At 71.2% G+C, this 19,216-nt stretch carries 22 protein-coding genes; 8 read left to right on the top strand and 14 right to left on the bottom strand.

Annotated elements, in window-relative coordinates:
- Positions 1-93: 93 nt before the first annotated feature.
- The gene (locus KCQ71_RS24300; RefSeq protein WP_223411283.1) at positions 94-354 is read right to left on the bottom strand and encodes a PspC domain-containing protein; all 261 of its coding nucleotides are present in this window, start codon (positions 352-354) and stop codon (positions 94-96) included.
- 95 nt (positions 355-449) lie between these two features.
- Between KCQ71_RS24300 and KCQ71_RS24295 the strand changes: the two genes are divergently transcribed.
- On the top strand, positions 450-1,064 hold the full coding sequence (locus KCQ71_RS24295) for a P-loop NTPase family protein (protein ID WP_223411282.1): 615 nt from the start codon (positions 450-452) through the stop codon (positions 1,062-1,064).
- A gap of 9 nt (positions 1,065-1,073) precedes the next feature.
- Here KCQ71_RS24295 and KCQ71_RS24290 read toward each other — a convergent pair whose 3' ends face one another.
- Complete coding sequence (locus KCQ71_RS24290; protein WP_223411281.1) at positions 1,074-1,469, bottom strand: MFS transporter; 396 nt, start codon at positions 1,467-1,469, stop codon at positions 1,074-1,076.
- A 381-nt stretch (positions 1,470-1,850) separates the two neighbouring features.
- Positions 1,851-3,170 carry a histidinol dehydrogenase gene (gene hisD, locus KCQ71_RS24285; RefSeq protein WP_223411280.1) on the bottom strand — a complete coding sequence of 440 codons (1,320 nt, stop codon included), beginning with the start codon at positions 3,168-3,170 and terminating at the stop codon, positions 1,851-1,853.
- Between the two features lie 117 nt (positions 3,171-3,287).
- On the opposite strand from hisD, the gene KCQ71_RS24280 reads away from it, so the two are divergent.
- The 3 genes from KCQ71_RS24280 (at position 3,288) to KCQ71_RS24270 (ending at position 4,398) form a co-directional block, all read left to right on the top strand.
- The gene (locus tag KCQ71_RS24280) at positions 3,288-3,671 is read left to right on the top strand and encodes a nuclear transport factor 2 family protein (protein ID WP_223411279.1); all 384 of its coding nucleotides are present in this window, start codon (positions 3,288-3,290) and stop codon (positions 3,669-3,671) included.
- A 61-nt stretch (positions 3,672-3,732) separates the two neighbouring features.
- The gene (locus KCQ71_RS24275; protein ID WP_223411278.1) at positions 3,733-3,984 is read left to right on the top strand and encodes an RNA-binding S4 domain-containing protein; all 252 of its coding nucleotides are present in this window, start codon (positions 3,733-3,735) and stop codon (positions 3,982-3,984) included.
- Positions 3,985-4,053: 69 nt separating this feature from the next.
- Positions 4,054-4,398: a cupin domain-containing protein gene (locus KCQ71_RS24270; protein ID WP_223411277.1), complete on the top strand. Its 345-nt coding sequence runs from the start codon at positions 4,054-4,056 to the stop codon at positions 4,396-4,398.
- Between the two features lie 21 nt (positions 4,399-4,419).
- Here the strand turns inward: KCQ71_RS24270 and dnaE are convergent, their stop codons facing one another.
- The gene (dnaE, locus tag KCQ71_RS24265) at positions 4,420-7,965 is read right to left on the bottom strand and encodes a DNA polymerase III subunit alpha (RefSeq protein WP_223411276.1); all 3,546 of its coding nucleotides are present in this window, start codon (positions 7,963-7,965) and stop codon (positions 4,420-4,422) included.
- Between the two features lie 152 nt (positions 7,966-8,117).
- Between dnaE and KCQ71_RS24260 the strand changes: the two genes are divergently transcribed.
- Both KCQ71_RS24260 and KCQ71_RS24255 read left to right on the top strand, forming a co-directional pair.
- Entirely contained in the window at positions 8,118-8,945 is an 828-nt protein-coding gene (locus KCQ71_RS24260) for an endo alpha-1,4 polygalactosaminidase (RefSeq protein WP_223411275.1), read from the top strand.
- Between the two features lie 18 nt (positions 8,946-8,963).
- Complete coding sequence (locus tag KCQ71_RS24255) at positions 8,964-10,235, top strand: aminotransferase class I/II-fold pyridoxal phosphate-dependent enzyme (protein ID WP_223411274.1); 1,272 nt, start codon at positions 8,964-8,966, stop codon at positions 10,233-10,235.
- Here KCQ71_RS24255 and KCQ71_RS24250 read toward each other — a convergent pair whose 3' ends face one another.
- Positions 10,236-10,709 carry a YqaA family protein gene (locus tag KCQ71_RS24250; RefSeq protein ID WP_223411273.1) on the bottom strand — a complete coding sequence of 158 codons (474 nt, stop codon included), beginning with the start codon at positions 10,707-10,709 and terminating at the stop codon, positions 10,236-10,238.
- Between the two features lie 83 nt (positions 10,710-10,792).
- On the opposite strand from KCQ71_RS24250, the gene KCQ71_RS24245 reads away from it, so the two are divergent.
- Positions 10,793-11,005 (top strand): hypothetical protein, encoded by a 213-nt coding sequence (locus KCQ71_RS24245; protein WP_223411272.1) that lies wholly within the window; start codon positions 10,793-10,795, stop codon positions 11,003-11,005.
- Positions 11,006-11,070: 65 nt separating this feature from the next.
- Here the strand turns inward: KCQ71_RS24245 and KCQ71_RS24240 are convergent, their stop codons facing one another.
- Entirely contained in the window at positions 11,071-12,525 is a 1,455-nt protein-coding gene (locus KCQ71_RS24240; RefSeq protein WP_223411271.1) for an MFS transporter, read from the bottom strand.
- A gap of 49 nt (positions 12,526-12,574) precedes the next feature.
- On the opposite strand from KCQ71_RS24240, the gene soxR reads away from it, so the two are divergent.
- A complete protein-coding gene (gene soxR / locus KCQ71_RS24235) occupies positions 12,575-13,042 on the top strand; it encodes a redox-sensitive transcriptional activator SoxR (RefSeq protein ID WP_223411270.1) in 468 nt (155 codons plus the stop codon).
- Here soxR and KCQ71_RS24230 read toward each other — a convergent pair.
- The 8 genes from KCQ71_RS24230 to ftsZ all read right to left on the bottom strand — a co-directional run bounded on the left by KCQ71_RS24230 (position 13,029) and on the right by ftsZ (position 19,083).
- Positions 13,029-13,520: a GNAT family N-acetyltransferase gene (locus tag KCQ71_RS24230; protein ID WP_223411269.1), complete on the bottom strand. Its 492-nt coding sequence runs from the start codon at positions 13,518-13,520 to the stop codon at positions 13,029-13,031. The genes soxR and KCQ71_RS24230 overlap by 14 nt on opposite strands.
- Positions 13,521-13,522: 2 nt before the next feature.
- Complete coding sequence (locus KCQ71_RS24225) at positions 13,523-14,431, bottom strand: RluA family pseudouridine synthase (RefSeq protein WP_249423479.1); 909 nt, start codon at positions 14,429-14,431, stop codon at positions 13,523-13,525.
- Between the two features lie 10 nt (positions 14,432-14,441).
- Positions 14,442-15,314: a signal peptidase II gene (gene lspA / locus KCQ71_RS24220; RefSeq protein ID WP_223411267.1), complete on the bottom strand. Its 873-nt coding sequence runs from the start codon at positions 15,312-15,314 to the stop codon at positions 14,442-14,444.
- Positions 15,315-15,400: 86 nt separating this feature from the next.
- Complete coding sequence (locus KCQ71_RS24215; RefSeq protein ID WP_223411266.1) at positions 15,401-16,093, bottom strand: DivIVA domain-containing protein; 693 nt, start codon at positions 16,091-16,093, stop codon at positions 15,401-15,403.
- Positions 16,094-16,181: 88 nt separating this feature from the next.
- Positions 16,182-16,475: a YggT family protein gene (locus KCQ71_RS24210; RefSeq protein ID WP_156742857.1), complete on the bottom strand. Its 294-nt coding sequence runs from the start codon at positions 16,473-16,475 to the stop codon at positions 16,182-16,184.
- A 2-nt stretch (positions 16,476-16,477) separates the two neighbouring features.
- A complete protein-coding gene (locus KCQ71_RS24205; RefSeq protein ID WP_223411265.1) occupies positions 16,478-16,963 on the bottom strand; it encodes a cell division protein SepF in 486 nt (161 codons plus the stop codon).
- A 160-nt stretch (positions 16,964-17,123) separates the two neighbouring features.
- Entirely contained in the window at positions 17,124-17,837 is a 714-nt protein-coding gene (gene pgeF, locus KCQ71_RS24200) for a peptidoglycan editing factor PgeF (protein ID WP_223411264.1), read from the bottom strand.
- Position 17,838: 1 nt separating this feature from the next.
- On the bottom strand, positions 17,839-19,083 hold the full coding sequence (ftsZ, locus tag KCQ71_RS24195) for a cell division protein FtsZ (RefSeq protein ID WP_223411263.1): 1,245 nt from the start codon (positions 19,081-19,083) through the stop codon (positions 17,839-17,841).
- Positions 19,084-19,216: the final 133 nt, after the last annotated feature.

Genomic DNA, 19,216 nt, shown 5'->3' with positions numbered 1-19,216 from the left:
CGGTCCTGCCGGCTCGACGTCGCCGCGATCGGAACGCCAGGTAGCCGCCGGCGCTCAGGTTCGCGCGCCTCGCTCGGCTCGGCGTGGCCGCAACTACTGGCTGCGGCTGTTCGTGAGCTGGCGGATGAACCGCTCCAGCGGGATCGAACCGTCCTGCCACGGCAACAGCACCCAGGCGACGAGGTACGTGCCCCAGCCGAGGATGGGGAGCAGGCCGAGCAGCAGCAGGAGGATCCGGATGAGGCCAACGCTGACGCCGGTCTGGTCGGCGATCCCGCCACCGATGCCGCCGAGGATCCGGCTGGGCCCACGGCGGAAGCCGATCTTGCGGATGGTGTCGAAGATTGCGTCCATGACCCCAACGGTACGTGGACTCGGTCCGGCGCGATATCGGGGATCGCCCTGACGGCCCCCTGAACCTGGTCGCTCGGGTGTGCCAGCATGTCCGGGTGGACGATGCACCTGCTGAGCGGATCCTGGTCTATGGCGTCACCGGGACGGGCAAGACCACCCTGGCCCGCAGGATCGGGGAGGCGACCGGCCTGCCGTGGCACTCGGTGGACGACGAGATCGGCTGGCTACCCGGGTGGATCGAGCGGCCTCCGCAGGAGCAGCGCCAGATCGCCGAGACGATCTGTGCCGGCGAGCGCTGGGTCATGGACACGGCATACGGCAAATGGGCCGACGTGCCGATGGCGCGGGTGGAGATGATCGTCGCCCTGGACTACCCCCGCTGGTTCTCGCTGCAGCGCCTGCTCCGACGCACCTTCTCGCGGGTGATCACAGGTGAGGAGATGTGCAACGGCAACACCGAGACCGTGCGCAAGATATTCGCACGCGACTCGATCATCGTCTGGCACTTCCAGAGCTGGGCCCGCAAGCGGATGCGGATCCGGCGCTGGGCGGCCGACCCGTCGACCGTGCCGGGCCGCTCACCCGGTGCCGCGAGCGCCGAGGTCGCAGGCAGGGCGGACGACGTGGCCACGGACCTGGCGCCTCCGACCGTGGTGCACCTACGCAGCGCCCGCGAGACCGAGCGATGGTTGGCCACGCTCGGCGCGTAGCCCTCCGGCTCAGCTCTCGTGCCTGGACCGCCTGCTCAGCCCTGCGGAACCTCCTCGGCCCGCTCGTCGAGCGTGGCACCGCGATACGGCGTCAGCCAGAGGGTGCCCGCGATGATCACGAAGCCGACCGGTCCCGATCGCCATGATCGCCCAGCCCAAGGCGTTGACGGCCATGGACGCGATGGCCACCCGCCCGGCGCCGAAACGCGTCCCGAGTCGCACAGCGCTGAGGCTGCCGAGCAGAGCACCGGTGCCTCCGATCGCGAGGACCACGCCGAGGGTGAACGCGCTCAGCCCGAGCCCGGTCAGCACGAACGGGGCGAGCACCGCTCCGGCGGCGGCGTTGAACAGGAACCACGCGTGGGTGCCGAGAGTTTGCGGGCCGAGGGTTCGGTGCCGGTACACCCAGCGCAGCCCAGACCACCGGCCTCATCCTCGCGTCGCTCTGGTCGAGTCGGGCGTTCGCCCGGACCAGGAGCGGTCCGGGCACGAGACGCGGCACGTAGGACTGGGACGCCGCGTCGTGCAGCAGCGACATCAGCCCGAACAGCGCCATGGTCACCATCAGCGACCACACACTCAGGTATCCCGTGACCGCCAAGGCGGGCACCGCCGGCCTCCAGGACCTGCACGACGATGACCTGCAGGGCGAGGACGCTGACGTACGAGCCGAACCCGGCGGCGGTCGACGCCGTCCAGAACCGCACGAAGCCCGGTCGGTCGCGCAGTCGTTGCGCGCTCAAACCGGCCCCTCGGTCCTCGATTGTGTTGTTCGGTCGGGCCCGCTCAGTCCCCGCGGCGCACCCTGGCCGCCTCGCCGTGCGCGGGCAGGTCCTCGGCAGCGGCGAGGGCGATCAGGTCGTCGGTCACTTCCTTCAGCCCGGCCTCGTCGTAGTCGATCACCTGCACCGACTTCAGGTAGACCTGCACCCCGAGCCCGCTCGCGAACCGGGCCGTGCCGCCGGTGGGCAGCACGTGGTTCGAGCCCGCGATGTAGTCCCCGAGGGGCACCGGTGAGTACGGGCCGACGAAGATCGCACCCGCGTTGTGGATCCGCTCGGCGACCGCGGCGGCGTCGGCGGTCTGGATCTCCAAGTGCTCGGCGGCGTAGGCGTTGACCACCTCGATGCCGTGGTCCACGTCGTCGACAAGTACCACGCCGGACTGGGGGCCACTCAGGGCCGTGCGGATCCGGGCGCTGTGCTTGGCCCCGGCGACGCGGGTCTCGATCTCCTCCGCGACGGCGTCGGCCAGCACCGTCGAGTCCGTGACCAGCAGGGATGCGGCGGCGGGGTCGTGCTCGGCCTGGGAGATCAGGTCGGTCGCGACGAACCTGGGGTCCGCGCCGGAGTCGGCGAGCACCGCGATCTCCGTGGTGCCGGCCTCGGCGTCGATGCCCACCACCCCGAGCACGGCCCGCTTGGCCGCGGCCACGTAGATGTTGCCCGGCCCAGTCACGACGTCCACCGGCTCGCAGGTGTCCTCGGGCAGGTCCGAGCGAACCCCGTAGGCGAACATGCCGATCGCCTGGGCGCCGCCGACGGCGTATACCTCGTCGACGCCGAGCAGCGCACACGCGGCCAGGATCGACGGGTCCGGAAGCCCGTCGTGGTCCTTCTGCGGCGGGCTCGCCAGGGCGAGGGACGCCACGCCCGCGACCTGCGCGGCCACCACGTTCATCACGACCGAGGACGGAAGCGGCGCGAGGCCGCCGGGTGCGTACAGGCCGACGCGCCGCACCGGAACCCAGCGCTGGTGCACCCGGGCACCGGGCCCGAACTCCGTGGTGCGGGGGGTCGGCAGCTGCGCCTCGTGGCCGAGCCGGGCGCGCCGGATCGCCTCGGTCAGCGCCACCCGCACGTCGGCTGCCAGGCCCTCGAGCGCGGCGGCGATCGCCTCGGGCGGCACCCGCAAGCTGGCCGGCCGGACGCCGTCGAACTGCTCGGCGTAGTCGGCCAGCGCCGGTGCGCCCTCGGTGCGGACCCGCGCCAGGATGGGTGCGACCCGCCCGGTCGCCACCTCGATGTCCACCTCGGCGCGCGGCAGCACGGCTCGCAGTTCCGCCGCACCGAGCGCCCGGCCACGCAGATCGATCGTTCGCATCACGCTCAGAGTCTAGGCCGTTCATCAGACCGGCCCGAAGACCTGCTCAGCCGGATCCACCGGGCCTACAATTGTCGGGTCCGCACGCGATGGAGCTGCGGGAGCGGCCAGGAGGTCGTCATGGGTGAGATCGAGAACCGGGCCGTCATCGAGCGGCTGGTCCAGTGCCTCAATGACAAGCGGACCGAGGTCATGGACGAGTTGTTCCACGAGGACGCCGTCATGGACTGGCCCCAGTCCGGCGAACAGGTGATCGGGGCCGTCAACCGCCGGGCCGTCTACGGGGCGTTCCCCGGGCTGCCGACCATCACCGCGCGACGGATGCTGTCCGCCGGGGACCTGGTGGTCCTCGAGGCCACGCTGGACTATGACGGCCCCGTGTATCACAGCGTGTTCATCTTCGAGCTGCGCGATGGCCGGATCGCCCGGGAGACGGCCTACTGGGCCGAGCCGTTCGAAGCGCCGCAGTGGCGCGCGGCGTGGGTGACCGTCGACGGTTCGTGACGCCGCCCCCGGTGCCTCGATGCACGGACCCAGATCCCGGCGCGGCTGCGATACTGGCCAGATGGCCACGCCGACCCCCGACCAGCCCACCGACGTCGAGATCCGCGGCGACATGATCCGCCTCGGCCAGTTCCTCAAGCTCACCGGCATCGCCGACGACGGCGCAGGAGCCCGGGACCTGCTCACCGACGAGGCGATCGACGTCAACGGCGAGGCGGAGTCCCGCCGCGGGCGGCAACTGCATCCCGGCGACGTCGTCGAGGTGGACCTGCCCGACGGCGTCCAGCGGCTCCGGGTGGTCGGCCCGGCCTGAGCGCTTGGCTCGCCGGCCATCGCCGGCGGCACCCTGGTGATCGCCGCGACCCGGCGCTACCTTGACGTGATGGACACGCTCGTGATCAACAGGGCCGATGGCCGCACCGACGGCGAGGACTGGACCGAGGACTACGAAGAACTGCCCGGCGGTGCCGGGATCTCTCTCATCCTCGAGTCCACCACCCGCGCCGGGGTCGGCCCCCGCCTGCATCAGCATCCGTATGCGGAGACGTTCCTGATCCGCCGTGGCTCGGCCACGTTCCGGATCGGCGACGCCGAACTCGAGGGCCACGCCGGCCAGGTCCTGGTGGCCCCGGCTCAGACCCCACACACGTTCCGGACCGGCCCCGACGGGTACGAGGCGGTCCACATCCACGCGAACGAGCGGTTCGTGACGACCTGGCTCGAGTGAGCGCGGGCCCGCAGCTGGCACCTAGACGAGGCAGCTGGGCCCGAGCAACGCCTTCAGGTCGCCGTACAGCGCCGGGGTCCGCTCCACGCGCAGCCCGTCCTCGAGCCGGAGCACAGTGGCCCGACCGGGTGAGGTGAGTTTCACGTGCACCTCGGTGACCCCGGGGTGCGTGGACAGGATGTCGCGGAGCTGCTCCACCACCGGCGTGGTGCACCGGTTCGTCGGGATGGACAGCATCATCGGCGCGTCGTCACCCACGGACACGTCCGGGATGGACACCTCCATGGCCTGCAGCTGCATCGCCTCGTCCCGGCGGCGCACCCGCCCACGCAGCACCACGACCTGGTCCTCGGCGAGGATCGTCGAGTAGGCCAGGTAGGTCTCGCCGAAGAACATGACCTCGACCGAGCCCTCCATGTCCTCGATCGTCACCGCCGCCCACGCGTTCCCCTGCTTGGACATCTTGCGCTGCAGGGACGTGATCAGCCCGGCGATGGTCACGGTGGAACCGTCCGGGCGCGCCTCGTCCGCGTTGAGCGTCGCGATCGTGACGTCCGCCGCCTGGGTGAGCACGTGCTCGATGCCGGAGAGCGGGTGGTCGGACACGTACAGGCCGAGCATCTCCCGCTCGAAGGCGAGCTTCTGCTTCTTGTCCCATTCGGGAAGGTCGGGGACCTCGACCGCGAAACCTCCGCCGTCGCCGTCGCCACCACCCAAGGAGGCGAACAGGTCGAACTGCCCCTCGGCCTCCTTGCGCTTGACCCCGATCACCGAGTCCACCGCCTGCTCGTGCACCATCAGCAGCGCGCGGCGGGTGTGGCCGAGGGAGTCGAACGCCCCGGCCTTGATCAGCGACTCGATGGTCCGCTTGTTGCAGACCACGGCGGGCACCTTCTCGAGGAAGTCGGTGAAGGAGGTGAAGTCCCCCTTCTCCTCGCGGGCGGCGGCGATCGCGGCGACCACGTTCGCGCCGACGTTGCGCACTGCGGCGAGGCCGAACCGGATGTCCGTACCGACCGGGGTGAACGTGGCCGCGGAGGCGTTCACGTCCGGCGGCAGCACCGTGATGCGCATCCGGCGGCACTCGTTCAGGTAGAGCGCCGACTTGTCCTTGTCGTCCCGCGTGGAGGTGAGCAGGGCGGCCATGTACTCGGTCGGGTAGTTCGCCTTGAGGTAGGCGGTCCAATAGGAGACCAGCCCGTACGCGGCCGAGTGCGCCTTGTTGAACGCGTAGTCGGAGAACGGGACGAGCACGTCCCAGAGGGTCTTGATCGCGTTCGCGGAGTAGCCGCCCTCGCGCATCCCGGAACTGAACTTGTCGAACTCGGCGTCCAGCACCTCGCGCTTCTTCTTGCCCATCGCCCGCCGGAGCAGGTCGGCCTGCCCGAGCGTGTACCCGGCCAGATGCTGGGCGATCGCCATCACCTGCTCCTGATAGACGATCAGGCCGTGGGTGGTGCCGAGGACCTCCTCGAGCGGTTCCGCGAGCTCGGGGTGGATCGGGGTGATGTCCTGCTGACCGTTCTTGCGCAGGGCGTAGTTCGTGTGCGAGTTCGCACCCATCGGGCCGGGCCGGTACAGGGCACCGACGGCGGAGATGTCCTCGAAGTTGTCCGGCCGCATCAGGCGCAGCAGCGACCGCATGCCGCCGCCGTCGAGCTGGAACACGCCGAGGGTGTCGCCGCGGCTGAGCAGGGCGTAGGTCGGGCGGTCGTCCAGCGGCAGGTCCTCGACCACCACCGGCTCCTTGCCGTTGACGACGATGTTCTCGAGTGCGTCGTCAAGGATGGTCAGGTTGCGCAGCCCGAGGAAGTCCATCTTCACCAGGCCGAGGTCCTCCCCGGCCGGGAAGTCGATCTGGGTGATGATGGCGCCGTCCTGCTCGCGGCGCATGATCGGGATGATGTCGATGAGGGGCTCGCTGGCGATGATCACGCCCGCCGCGTGCACGCCCCACTGCCGCTTCAGGTTCTCCAGGCCGCGGGCCGTCTCGAGCACACGCTGGGCGTCCGGGTCGATCTCGACGACCTTGCGGAACTCGTCCGCCTCCGCGTAGCGCTTGTCCTCGGGGTTGTAGATGCCCGAGAGCGTGACGTCCTTGCCCATCACGGCCGGCGGCATCGCCTTGGTGAGCTTCTCCCCCATCCCGAACGGGTAGCCGAGCACCCGCGAGGAGTCCTTGAGGGCCTGCTTGGCCTTGATGGTGCCGTACGTGACGATGTAGGCGACCTTGTCCTCGCCGTAGGTGTCGGACACGTACTTGATGACCTCGCTGCGACGACGCTCGTCGAAGTCGATGTCGAAGTCCGGCAGGGACATCCGCTCGGGGTTGAGGAACCGCTCGAAGATCAGCCCGTTCTTCAGCGGGTCGAGCTCGGTGATGCTCATCGCGTACGCCGCCATCGAGCCGGCGCCCGAGCCACGGCCGGGCCCGACGCGGATGCCGTGGTCCTTGGCCCAGTTGATGAAGTCGGCGACCACCAGGTAGTAGCCGGCATATCCCTTGGAGGTGATGATGTCGATCTCGTACTCGGCCTGCTTGCGGACGTCCTCCGGGACGGTCTCGCCGAACCGCTTGTGCAGGCCGACCTCCACGGACTTCACGAAGGTGGAGATCTCGTCCTCACCCTCGGGCACCGGGAAGTGCGGCATGTACTTGCCGACCTGCTCGGTGAACGTCACGTCGCACTGCTCGGCCACGAGCAGCGTGTTGTCGCACGCCTCGGGGTAGTCCCGGAACACCTCGCGCATCTGCGCGGCGGACTTCAGGTAGTAGCCCTGGCCCCCGAACGCGAACCGCTTGCCGCCCTGGTCGTAGGTCGGTTCGTCCAGCGTGGCCCCGGACTGCACGCACAGGAGCGCCTCGTGGGCGTGGGCGTCCTCCTCCTTGGTGTAGTGCAGGTCGTTGGTGGCTAGCAGCGGCGCACCGATCTCCTTCGCGAGCGCGATCAGGTCGGCGAACGTACGGCGTTCGATGTCGAGACCGTGATCCATGATCTCGATGTAGAAGTTCTCCTTGCCGAAGATGTCCTGCATCTCCCCGGCCGCCCTACGGGCCTCCTCGTGCTGCCCGAGACGCATCCGGGTCTGGATCTCCCCGGACACGCAGCCGCTGGTCGCGATCAGGCCCTCGGCGTACGTGGACAGCAGGTCCCGGTCCATCCGCGGCCACTTGCCGAGCTGCCCCTCGAGCGACGCTAGCGAGCTCATCCGGAACAGGTTGTGCATGCCCTGCGTGGTCCGCGAGAGCAGCGTCATGTGCGTGTATGCACCGCGGGCGGAGACGTCGTCGCCGGCCTGGCTCGCCTCGCCCCAGCGGACGCGGGTCTTGTCGAACCGGGACGTGCCCGGGGTGACGTACGCCTCCACGCCGATGATCGGCTTGATGCCGTACTTGCGGGCCTTCGACCAGAAGTCATAGGCGCCGAACAGGTACCCGTGGTCCGTAGTCGCGACCGCCGACTGCCCGAGTCGCTGCGCCTCCTTGAACAGATCGTCCAACCGCGCCGCCCCGTCCAACATCGAGTACTCGGTGTGGACGTGGAGGTGCACGAAGTCGTCGGACATGCAGGCGATTCTAGGTCGAGCCGAGGACAGTGTGGGTAGGCGGTCCGGCGTGCCCGCCCGGCCCGGCGTGTCCCGCCCGGCGTGTCCTGGTCCGCCCGCGTCCAGGCCCGACGGCGGGTCCCCGGCTCGGGCGTCGGCCGTACCCTGATCCGGTGGTGAAGCCGGGCGAGGGCCGACGGCGGGTGGCGCCCGCGGTCCTCGTGCTCGCCCTGGCCGCGGTGTCCGTCGGGTGCGCCGGGGGCGAGCCGGAGCGGTGGTCGCCCGGATCCGGGGCGGCCTGGCAGATCGTGCTGGCCGCCGAGCCGGACGCCGACGTCGAACTCCTCCACGGCGTGACCGTCTACGACCTCGACGGCGCCGACTCCTCGCCCTCGCACGTGGCCGCCCTCGCGGAGTCCGGGGCGCGGACGATCTGCTACGTCAACGCGGGCGCGTGGGAGGACTGGCGCGACGACGCCGACGAGTTCCCGGCCGAGGTGATCGGGGCGGCGTACCCGGGCTGGGACGGGGAGCGCTTCCTGGACATCCGCCGCCTGGATCTGCTCGCGCCGCTGATGGAGTCGCGGCTGGACGCGTGCGCCGCAGACGGCTTCGACGCCGTCGACCCGGACAACATCGACTCCTACGACACCGAGACCGGCTTCGACCTGACCCGGGCGGACGCCGTCACCTATGCCCTGTGGTGGGCGAGCGCCGCGCACGAGCGGGGACTCGCCGTCGGGCAGAAGAATGCCCCCGACCTGGTGGGCGACCTCGTGGACTCCTTCGACTTCGCCGTCACCGAGGACTGCGCGGCGGACGGGTGGTGCGCGGAGATGAGCCCGTACTCCGACGCCGGCCGGCCGGTCTTCGCGATCGAGTACACCGACCGCACCGGCTCCGGCGAGTTCGCCGGCTTCTGCGACGATCCCGACCTGTCCGGGTTCTCGCTGATCCTGAAGAACCGCGACCTCGACGATTGGCGGGCGGGCTGCGAGTGAGGCCGCTATTGTCGCCGGATGGCTGAACTGAGCGCGCTGCCGGGTGGGCGCTGGCGCGAGGTGGCCGCAGCCACGGGACTGCTGGGCGCCACCGGCGCACCGCGGCCCACCATCTTCGCGGAGATGTCCGCCCTCGCCGCGAGCACCGGCTCGCTGAACCTGGGTCAGGGCTTCCCCGACGCCGACGGTCCGGAGACGGTCAAGGCCGCCGCCGCGGCAGCCATCGCGGCCGGTCACAACCAGTACCCGCCGGGGCCGGGGATCCGGGTGCTGCGTGAGGCGATCGCCGCCCACCAGGACCGGCACTACCGGATCGCGCTGGACCCGGACACCGAGATCCTGGTCACCGCCGGCGCCACCGAGGCCATCGCGGCCGCGGTGCTCGCGCTCGCCGGGCCCGGTGACGAGGTCCTCACCCTCGAGCCGTTCTACGACTCCTACGCCGCCGTCATCGCCCTGGCCGGCGCCACGCACACGAGCGCACCGCTGCGGCCGAGCACCGATCCCGCCGACGGCTTCCGGCTGGACCTGGCCGCCCTGCGGGCCGCGTTCACCCCGGCCACCCGGTTGGTCCTGCTCAACTCCCCGCACAACCCGACCGGCGCCGTGCTGAACCGCACCGAGCTCGCTGAGATCGCCCGCCTCGCCGCCGAGTACGACGCGCTCGTCGTCACCGACGAGGTCTACGAGCACCTGACCTACGACGGCGCCGTCCACGTCCCGATCGCGACCCTGCCCGGCATGGCCGAGCGCACCCTGACGATCTCCTCGTCCGGGAAGACGTTCTCCCTGACCGGCTGGAAGATCGGCTGGGTGAGCGGCCCGGCGGGTCTCGTCGATGCCGTCCGCGCCGTCAAGCAGTTCCTCACCTACGTCAACGGGGCGCCGTTCCAGCCGGCGATCGCCACGGCGCTCGACCTGGAGACCGGCACCGGCCCGGACGCCACCTGGGTGCGCGACCTGGCGGCGTCGCTGCAGCGGCGCCGGGACCTGCTCACCGAGGGCCTGACCGACGCCGGGTTCACGGTGATCCGGCCGCAGGGCACCTACTTCGTCATCGCCGACGCCGCCGACCTGCTCGCCAGGTCGCTCGCGCCGACCGGCATCGAGACCGGCGCGGACCTGTGCCGGGAACTGCCCACCTTGGCCGGCGTCGTCGGCGTGCCCACGAGCGCATTCACCCGGGCCGGCTCGGACGCCGACCTCGCGCTGGCCACGACGGTGCGGTTCACGTTCGTGAAGTCGACCGAGGTGCTGACCGAGGCGGTCCGGCGTCTGCGGACGCTCTGATCACAGCCCGAACAGTGCGTCCGGCAGCAGGTGCGGCACGGCCATGACGGCCCAGAATCGCAGCCAGCGTCCGGCCACGGAGATCAGCGCGAACAGCCACCAGCGCATCCGCACCGTGCCGGCGAGGACGCTGACCAGTGCGTACGGCGGCACGCCGGCGAACGCGCTGACGGCCGTGATCAGACTCGGACCCCAGACGTGGCGGCGGCACCACGCCTCCACCCGGTCCATGCCGTCCACCCAGCGGCCCTTCGCCGTCGAGCGCTTGCGCAGGTGGGCGAGGTCGAGCACGCCGCGACCGAGCAGGTAGTAGAGCATCTTCCCGGCGACCTGCCCGACGGCGCCGGCGAGCGCCAGCCATACGGCCGGCACGTCCGAGACCAGGGCCACCGCCAGCAGATACACCTCGGCGGGCAGCACGATCACGATCGCCGAGAGCAGGCAGTAGCCGAAGGCCGCGGCGAGTTCCAGCACGCCGCGAACCCTACCTGGGCCGGGGTGCGATGATGGCTGGTGCGACCGGCCCACCCGTTCGCGGGCCGAAGGGTAGGTGTGGCGTGTCCGGGATCGAGATCGTCGTGGTCGACGGCGAGCGGTTCGAGGTGCGGCGTCAGGCCGGCACCCACCACCTCACCTGGTTGACCGGCCCGAACCCCGGCTACGGCTTCAGCATCGGCAGCAACACGGGCGCAGCACTCGAGCCGGCGGTACTGGAGACCGAGATCAGAGAATTCCTCGACCAGGTCGATCCCGAGACCGGCTATCTGTAGCCTCCGAACGCGACATCGTTGGCCTCGAGCTCGCTGAACGGGCCAACAACCTCGCGCTCGACCTGTCAGGCCGCGACGGTCACCCCGCCCGGGTCGCCGTCGGCCGCCTCGGCGCCCGCTCCGGCGGGCTCCGGGGCGGCGGTGTGCCCGGCCCGGCGCGACACGGTGGCGCGGCGGACCAGGGCGGCAGCGACCAGGGCGAACAGCGTGGCGAGGGCGAACACGCCGCTGAACGGAGCGAACGCCGTCGGGCCGTCGGTGAGGGCACCGAACACCACACCGGTACCGGCCAGGGCGACCGCACCACCGATGGAGTCCGCGATGGTCAGGGCGGAGCTGTTGAAGCCGCGGTCGGTGTCGGTGGACAGCGCCAGCGTCATCGTGGAGATCCGCGGGTAGGCCAGTCCCATGCCGGCGCCGGCGCAGGTCCACACGGCCACGGTCGCCAGGGGCGGCGCCTCCAGCACGCTCGTGAGCGTCGAGGCGGCGATGGCGAACAGCACCAGGCTCGTGCCCAGCCGCAGGACGCCCCGGTCGCTGACCCGGGTGGCCACCCGGCCGTGGATCTGGGAGGCGAGGGCCCATGCGAGCCCGCCGAAGGTGAGGCCGAAGCCCGCCAACACCGGGGTCACGTGGTGGACGTCCGTGAGCAGGTAGGGCAGATAGACCTGGGCACCGACGAACGCCCCGGACAGGAAACCCCGCAGGGTGATGACGGCGGGCAGGCCACGCCGGGCGCGCAGGGCACCGGCTGGCAGCAACGGGCGCAGCGCGATCAGCACCACCACGAGAGCGGCTGCGGCAGCGACCCACCCCACCGGCGTCCCGGTGCCCGAGGTCAGGTCGACGGTGAGCACCCCGGCCGCGACGAGCGCCGCCCAGGCGACCGTGCCCAGGCGCCACGGCGCCGCGCCGGGTGCGTCCGCGGCGAGCCGGCGCAAGGCCGGCCGGAGCATGATGACGGCCGGCACGACGAGCAGGATCACGCCGTGGAACACCCAGGGCCAGCCGAGGCTCTCGGCGACCAGGCCGCCGAGGAACGGCCCGACCAGGGACGGCACCACCCAGGCCGCGGCGAACCCCGCGAAGATCCGGGCGTGCAGCTCGGGCGGGTAGATGCGGGCGACCATCACGAACAGGGACACCGTGATCGCCCCGCCACCGAGTCCGTGCAGCAGGCGCCCCGCGACCAGCACCTCCATCGAGGTGGCGAACCCGGCGATCCCGAGGCCGATCACGAACAGCGTGAGCGAGGCGAGCAGTGGACCGCGCGGCCCAGTGCGGTCCGACCACTGCCCGGCGATGACCATCCCGATGATCCCGACCGCCAACGGGCCGGAGAACGCGAGCGCGTACAGCGAGGCGCCATCCAGGGCCTCGCTGATGCCGGGCATCACCGTGGTCACGGCGAGCGATTCGAACGCCGCGAGGAACACCAGGGCGCACATGCCGATGCTGATCCAGCGAAGTCGGGGTCCGAGAACGGACAGGGATGGCTCAGCGGCCACGGGGGCGGTCATGACCATCAGGCTAGAGTCTCAACCTAGGTTCAGGTCAAGGAGTTGACGCATGCCCCGGATCGAGGGTGGGAAGACGCACGTACTGACGGTCGGCGAGCTCTCCGCGCGCAGTGGTGTCGCGCCGTCGGCGTTGCACTTCTACGAGCGGCAACGGCTGATCAGCGCCGAACGCACCGCCGGCAACCAGCGCCGGTACCGCCGTGACACGCTGCGCCGGGTCGCGTTCATCCGGGTGTCCCAACGGGTGGGGGTCCCCCTCGCCCGGATCAGGGAGGCGCTCGACTCGCTGCCGTCCGGCCGGACCCCGACCAGGGCCGACTGGGCCCGACTGTCCCGGATGTGGCGCAGCGAGCTCGACGAGCGGATCGCGGCGCTCGAGCACCTGCGTGACGACCTCACCGGATGCATCGGCTGCGGCTGCCTGAGCCTGCGCACGTGCACCCTGCAGAACCCCTCCGACACCCTGGGCGCGACCGGTTCCGGTCCGCGCCGCTGGGACGACGTCACGACGTCGTGATCACCTTGACGGCGTCGCGGTGCCAGATCCGGGCGTCCAGGTAGCGGTCCGCACCGATCTCGTACCCGAGCGAGCGGTAGAACGGCATCGCGGTCTCTTGCGCGGACAGCTCGACCCGGACCGTCGCCGGTTCCCCGGCCGCGTGTTCGGCCAGGGCGATCTGCTCGAGGGCGTCCATGAGCACCCGGCCCACGCCCCGCCGTCGGGCAGTGCCTCGCACCGCGACGCGGGTCGCGTGCACCACGCCCGGGTGTGCCGGGTCGGCGAGCAGTCGTGCGGTGCCGAGGTCCGCCGCGCCGGTGGCGTCATCGGGGTCGTCGGTGACGAGCACGTGCGCCGTGCCCGGTGACGCGTCGAGGTCGTCGACCTCCTCGTCCTCGCGCACGCCCTGCTCGCCGACGAACACCTCGAACCGGATCGCGTGCACGCGGGCCAGACCGGCCGCGTAGCCGGGGCGGCCAGCGTCGACGCGGAGCACCCTCACGGTCCTTGCAGCCTCTCCAGCGCGACCGTGAGGTCCTCCGGGTAGGAACTGGTGATCTCGAGCCAGTCCCCCGTGGCCGGGTGGTGGAAGCCGAGCCGCATGGCGTGCAGCCACTGGCGGGTCAGCCCGAGTTCCTGGGCGATCGTCGGGTCGGCGCCGTAGGTCAGGTCCCCGACGCACGGGTGATGCACGGCACTCATGTGCACCCGGATCTGGTGGGTGCGCCCGGTCTCCAGGTGGATCTCGAGGAGCGAGGCCCGCCGCATCGCCTCGAGGGTCTCGTAGTGGGTGACGCTGTCCTTGCCGTCGGCGACCACGGCCCACTTGTAGTTGAGGGTGGGGTGCCGCCCGATCGGCGCGTCGATCGTCCCGGTCGACGGGTCCGGATGCCCCTGCACCACCGCGTGGTAGACCTTCTCGACGGTGCGCTCCTTGAACGCCCGCTTGAGCACGGTGTACGCCCGCTCGCTCTTGGCCACGGCCATCAGCCCGGACGTGCCGACGTCCAGCCGGTGCACGACGCCCTGCCGCTCCTGCGCACCCGAGGTGGAGATCCGGTAGCCCGCCGCGGCGAGCCCGCCGACGACCGTCGGCCCGCTCCAGCCCGGGCTCGGATGCGCGGCCACGCCCACCGGCTTGTCCACGACCACCACGTCGTCGTCGTCGTAGCGGATCGCCATGCCCGGCACCGGCTCCGGCGGCGCGGTGGGGGTTGGCGCGAGGTCCGCGAGGGTCACCTCGAGCCAGCCGCCCGCGACGAGCCGGTCGGACTTGCCGAGCGGACGCCCGTCCAGGAGCACGTCGCCGTTCGCGGCGAGCTCGGCGGCGCGCGTGCGGCTCAGCCCGAGCAGCCTGGCGAGCGCGGTGTCCACCCGTTCTCCGGCCAGCCCGTCGGGGACGGGCATGGAGCGCGTGTCAGCCACGGTCGACGCCGTTCGTGGTGGTGGCGCCGTCACCGGGCTCGACGGCGCTGCTCGCCTCCTGGTCGGCGGCCCGGCCCCGCTCGGGTCCGGTCTCCCCCGGCCCGACGGCGGTGCTCGCCTCGTCGTCGGCGGCTCGACTGTGCTCGGGTCCGGTCTCCGGCTCGACGGCGGTGCTCGCCTGCTCGTCGGTGGCCGCCTTCTCGTCGGGGTCGACGCGCTCGGCTGCGTCGGCATGGTCGGCGCCCTCTGCGCCGGCGGTCCTCTCCGCCCCGTGCCCGGCCGGGACGAGCCGGCGGCCGTCCACGGCGATGCCGCGGAACGTGAGCACGGCGATCGCGATCGCGGACAGCACGATCGCGATGTCCGCGACGTTGCCGACGAACCAGTTGTTGTAGTTGATGAAATCGACCACGTGGCCCTTGCCGAACCCGGGCTCGCGGAACAGCCGGTCCGCGAGGTTGCCGAGGTTGCCGCCGAGCAGCGCGCCGAGGGCGACCGCCCACGCGAGCGACCCGAGCCGCCGGGCGACCACGATGATGACGGCCGTGACCACGGTCGCCGCGATCGTGAAGATCCAGGTGGAACCCTCCGCGAACGAGAAGGCGGCCCCGGAGTTGAACACGAGGCTCAGCCCGAGGAAGTCCCCGATGACCGGGACGTAGTCACCCGGCTCGAGGCGGGTCACCGCGAGGTACTTGGCCGCCTGATCCACGACCAGCACCGCCACGGTGAGTCCGACCAGCAGCGCGAGCAGGCGCCGCCGACGGGCCGGCGCGATGGCCAGGTGCCGGCCGGCCTGCGATGAGCCGGCCGATCCGCGCGTCTCCTCGGCGTCCGACGGCGTCGGCTCCGTCGAACGGTCCATGGGTACTGCCCTTCGGCTCAGAACGGCGGCGGGCCCCCTGGTCGGAGGCCCGCCGCCGTGTGGTGCGAACTATGGTGCGCTACGAACTACGGGCGGCGCGACTCGCCGGGCTCGCCCGAGTACGCCGAGGATACGTTGCCGCGACCCTCGACGTCGGAGAGCAGGCCCTCCAGGTAGCTCTTCAGACGAGTGCGGTAGTCCCGCTCGAACACGCGCAGCTCGTCGATCTTGCGCTCCAGCAGCGAGCGCTCGCCCTCAAGCTGGTTGAGGGTGCGGGCCCGCTGCTCGTCGGCCTCACGGGTGAGGCGCTCGCTCTCGACGGTGGCCTCGGAGATGATCCGGTCGGCCTCGGCCTTGCCGTTGTTGACGTACTCGTCGTGGACGCGCTGGGCCAGCTGGAGCATCCCGGTGGCGGACTCCGGCTCGGTCCCGGCGGACGGCGGCGTGAACGCTGCGGCCGCCGGAGCGGCTGCCGTCTGCTCGGCCTCGGGGGCCTGCTCGGGCTCGGCCTGCGCCTCGGGCTGCTCGCCCACTGCGGCGAACTGCGTGGTGTCCTCCGCAGAGCCAGCCTCGCCGCCGGCGAAGCCGGACAGCTCGGAGATGCGGCGCTCCGCCGCTTCGAGCTTGGCCTTCAGTTCCTCGTTCTCGCCGCCAACCACCCGAAGGGTGTTCACGATCTCGTCGAGGAAATCGTCGACCTCGTCCTGGTCGTAGCCCTCACGGAACTTGGTCGGCTGGAACTTCTTGTTGAGGACGTCGTCTGCCGTCAGCAGCGCCATAGTCGTCACCTCGGTCTAGGTCGTTCGGATCAGCGACAGTGTGTCACTGACGCAGGTTCACGGTAGCGGACTTCTCGGTACTTGCATCTCAAGCAGGTGTCAATGGTCGCAGGACGGCCATCAGCACGGAGACCACGATGATCAGCACGAGGAACGCGAGATCGATCGCGAAACCGCCCAGGCGCAACGGCGGGATGAGCCGCCGGAGCGCCTTCAGGGGCGGGTCGGTGATGGTGTAGACCACCTCGGCGACCACCAGCATCACGCCGGTGGGTTTCCAGTCCCGGGCGAACTGGATCACCCAGTCCAGAACCACCCGGACCAGCATGAAGATCAGGAACAGCAGAAGGAGCAGATAGACGACCCCGACGACCCACGCCACGATCAGCTCTGGTTGAAGAACCGGGCCTTGGCTTCAGGCTCGTGCGACTCCGTCGCCACCTCCACCGTGGCGGGCGAGAGGAGGAACACCCGGCTGGTGACCCGCTCGATGGCACCGCGGAGCCCGAAGACCAGGCCCGCGGAGAAGTCAACGAGGCGCTTGGCCTCGGCGTCGGTCATGTCGGTGAGGTTCATGATCACCGGGGTCCCGGACCGGAACGCCTCGCCGATCACCTTCGCGTCGTTGTAGGTACGCGGGTGCACGGTGGTGATCCGGCGCAGGTTGGCGCCGGTGTGCGACGCGGCGCGTGTGATCGGGGTCACCTGGGCCTCCTGGGCGGGCGCCTGCTCGACGGTCTCGTACGCCTCGTAGTCGTCGTAGGAGTCGTCGACGTCGCGGGAGTCGACCTGCTGGTCGTCGTAGGCATTCTCGCGGTCGGCCTCGGAGAGCCCGAGGTACATCATCGTCTTGCGCAGCGCTCCGGCCATGCCTGCTCCTCATGTGATCGCCGGGCGGCGGGTGATCTCGCCCGTCGGTGTTGGGGTGGGTGTCGTTGCCCCTGACGCTAGACCAGCGATCCCGGGCCTGCCGTCACCGGTCGCGGCGTGTCGTCGCGCGGCCCGCGATCACCCCCGGGTCACCGGACGCTCATCCCGTGAGTGCCACCACACCCGCGAACCGTCCGGTCAGGCCGTCCCGCCGGTAGGAGAACAGCTCGGGGTCCTCCCGCGTGCACCGGTCGTGGTGTTGCACGCTCGTCACGCCCGCCGCGGCCAGCTGGATGCGCACCCCAGCGAGGAGGTCCAGCGACGGCGTCCCCCAGGAGGTCGTGGCGGCGAGCTCGGGGATCACTGCGGCGGACTCGCTGCGCAGCTGTTCCGGAACCTCGTAGCAGCGCCCACAGATGGACGGGCCGATGGACGCGTACACCGCCGGCGCGCCGGCGGCGCTCATCCGGGCCAACGTGTTGCTCAGCACCCCGGCGAGCAGGCCGCGCCGGCCGGCGTGCACGGCGGCGACGAGGTGGTCCCCGGCGAGCAGGATCGGTACACAGTCGGCGACCAGCACGCCGAGGCCGACGTCCGCACGGTCGGTCAGCGAGGCGTCCGCCTCGGCGACGGCGACCACGCCCGGTTCGGGCGGCACGCTCACCTCGTGCACCCGGTCGGAGTGCACCTGGGTCAGGAACGCGACCGGCCGGCCGAGCCGGTCGGCGACCCTGTGCCGGTTCGTGGCGACGGCGTCGGGGTCGTCGGACACCCCGGCGCCGAGGTTCAGCGACTCGTACGCCCCGCGGCTGACGCCGCCCGCACGCGTGGTGAAGCCGCCGACCGCGGTCGGGCCGAGGTCGGCGGCCAGCACGTCACTTGAGGAAATCGGGCACGTCCAGGTCGTCCTCGCGGCGGTTGCGGGGCTGCTCGTCGAAGACCCGCGGCACCTCCAGCCCCTGGGTCGGCTGGCCGTTCTGCGAGGACCGTTCCGGCGCGGCCTGGGCGACCGGCACCGGCTCGCGCACGGGCGCCGGGCGCGGCGCCTCCGGCACCCGCTCGGCAGCAGCGGGCTCGACGACCGCCGGCGGCGTGGGCCGCTGGGTCGCCGCCGGGGCAGCCGCGGGCGTGGACCTGCTCTGCTGCTGGTCGGCGCGGTTGGCGACCTTCGGGCCACCCGCGTCGAAGCCGGCCGCGATGACCGTGACCCGCACCTCGTCGCCCAGGGCATCGTCGATGACCGCACCGAAGATGATGTTCGCCTCGGGGTGCGCGGCCTCCTGGACCAGCCGGGCCGCCTCGTGGATCTCGAACAGGCCGAGGTCGCTGCCCCCCTGGATGGAGAGCAGGACGCCGTGGGCGCCGTCGATGCTGGCCTCGAGCAGGGGCGAAGAGATCGCCAGCTCGGAGGCCTGCACGGCGCGGTCCTCCCCGCGCGCGGACCCGATCCCCATCAGGGCGCTGCCGGCGCCCTGCATCACGGACTTCACGTCCGCGAAGTCCAGGTTGATCAGGCCGGGCGTGGTGATCAGGTCGGTGATGCCCTGCACACCGGACAGGAGCACCTGGTCGGCGGACTTGAACGCGTCGAGCACCGAGACGTTCCGGTCGCTGATGGACAGCAGCCGGTCGTTCGGGATCACGATCAGGGTGTCCACCTCGGCGCGCAGCGCCTCGATGCCGGTGTCGGCCTGGACGCCGCGGCGACGACCCTCGAAGGTGAACGGCCGGGTCACGACACCGATGGTCAGGGCTCCGAGGGAGCGGGCGATCTTCGCGACCACCGGCGCGCCACCGGTCCCGGTGCCGCCTCCCTCACCCGCGGTGACGAAGACCATGTCGGCCCCGCGCAGGACCTCCTCGATCTCCTCCGAGTGATCCTCGGCCGCCTTCTTGCCCACCTCCGGGTCGGCGCCCGCGCCGAGCCCTCGGGTCAGTTCCCTGCCGACGTCGAGCTTCACGTCGGCGTCGCTCATCAACAGGGCCTGAGCGTCGGTGTTGACGGCGATGAACTCCACGCCCTTCAACCCGACCTCGATCATCCGGTTGACGGCATTCACGCCGCCACCGCCGATCCCGACCACCTTGATGACCGCCAGATAGTTCTGCGGTGCCGCCACGTCAGTCCCTCTCGTTCGCCAGTCGCTTGGTGCTGGGCCGCCGGCCACGGCCTTCCGGTGGCCGGTCGTGCTTCCCACTCGTGCGTGGTCCCCCGGAAGGAACCCTCAACTCTCAACCTCAACCTGAGGTTTA

This window comes from Occultella gossypii (assembly GCF_019947135.1).
GTDB lineage: Bacteria > Actinomycetota > Actinomycetes > Actinomycetales > Beutenbergiaceae > Occultella > Occultella gossypii.
This window is presented reverse-complemented; position numbering and strand designations above follow the sequence as displayed.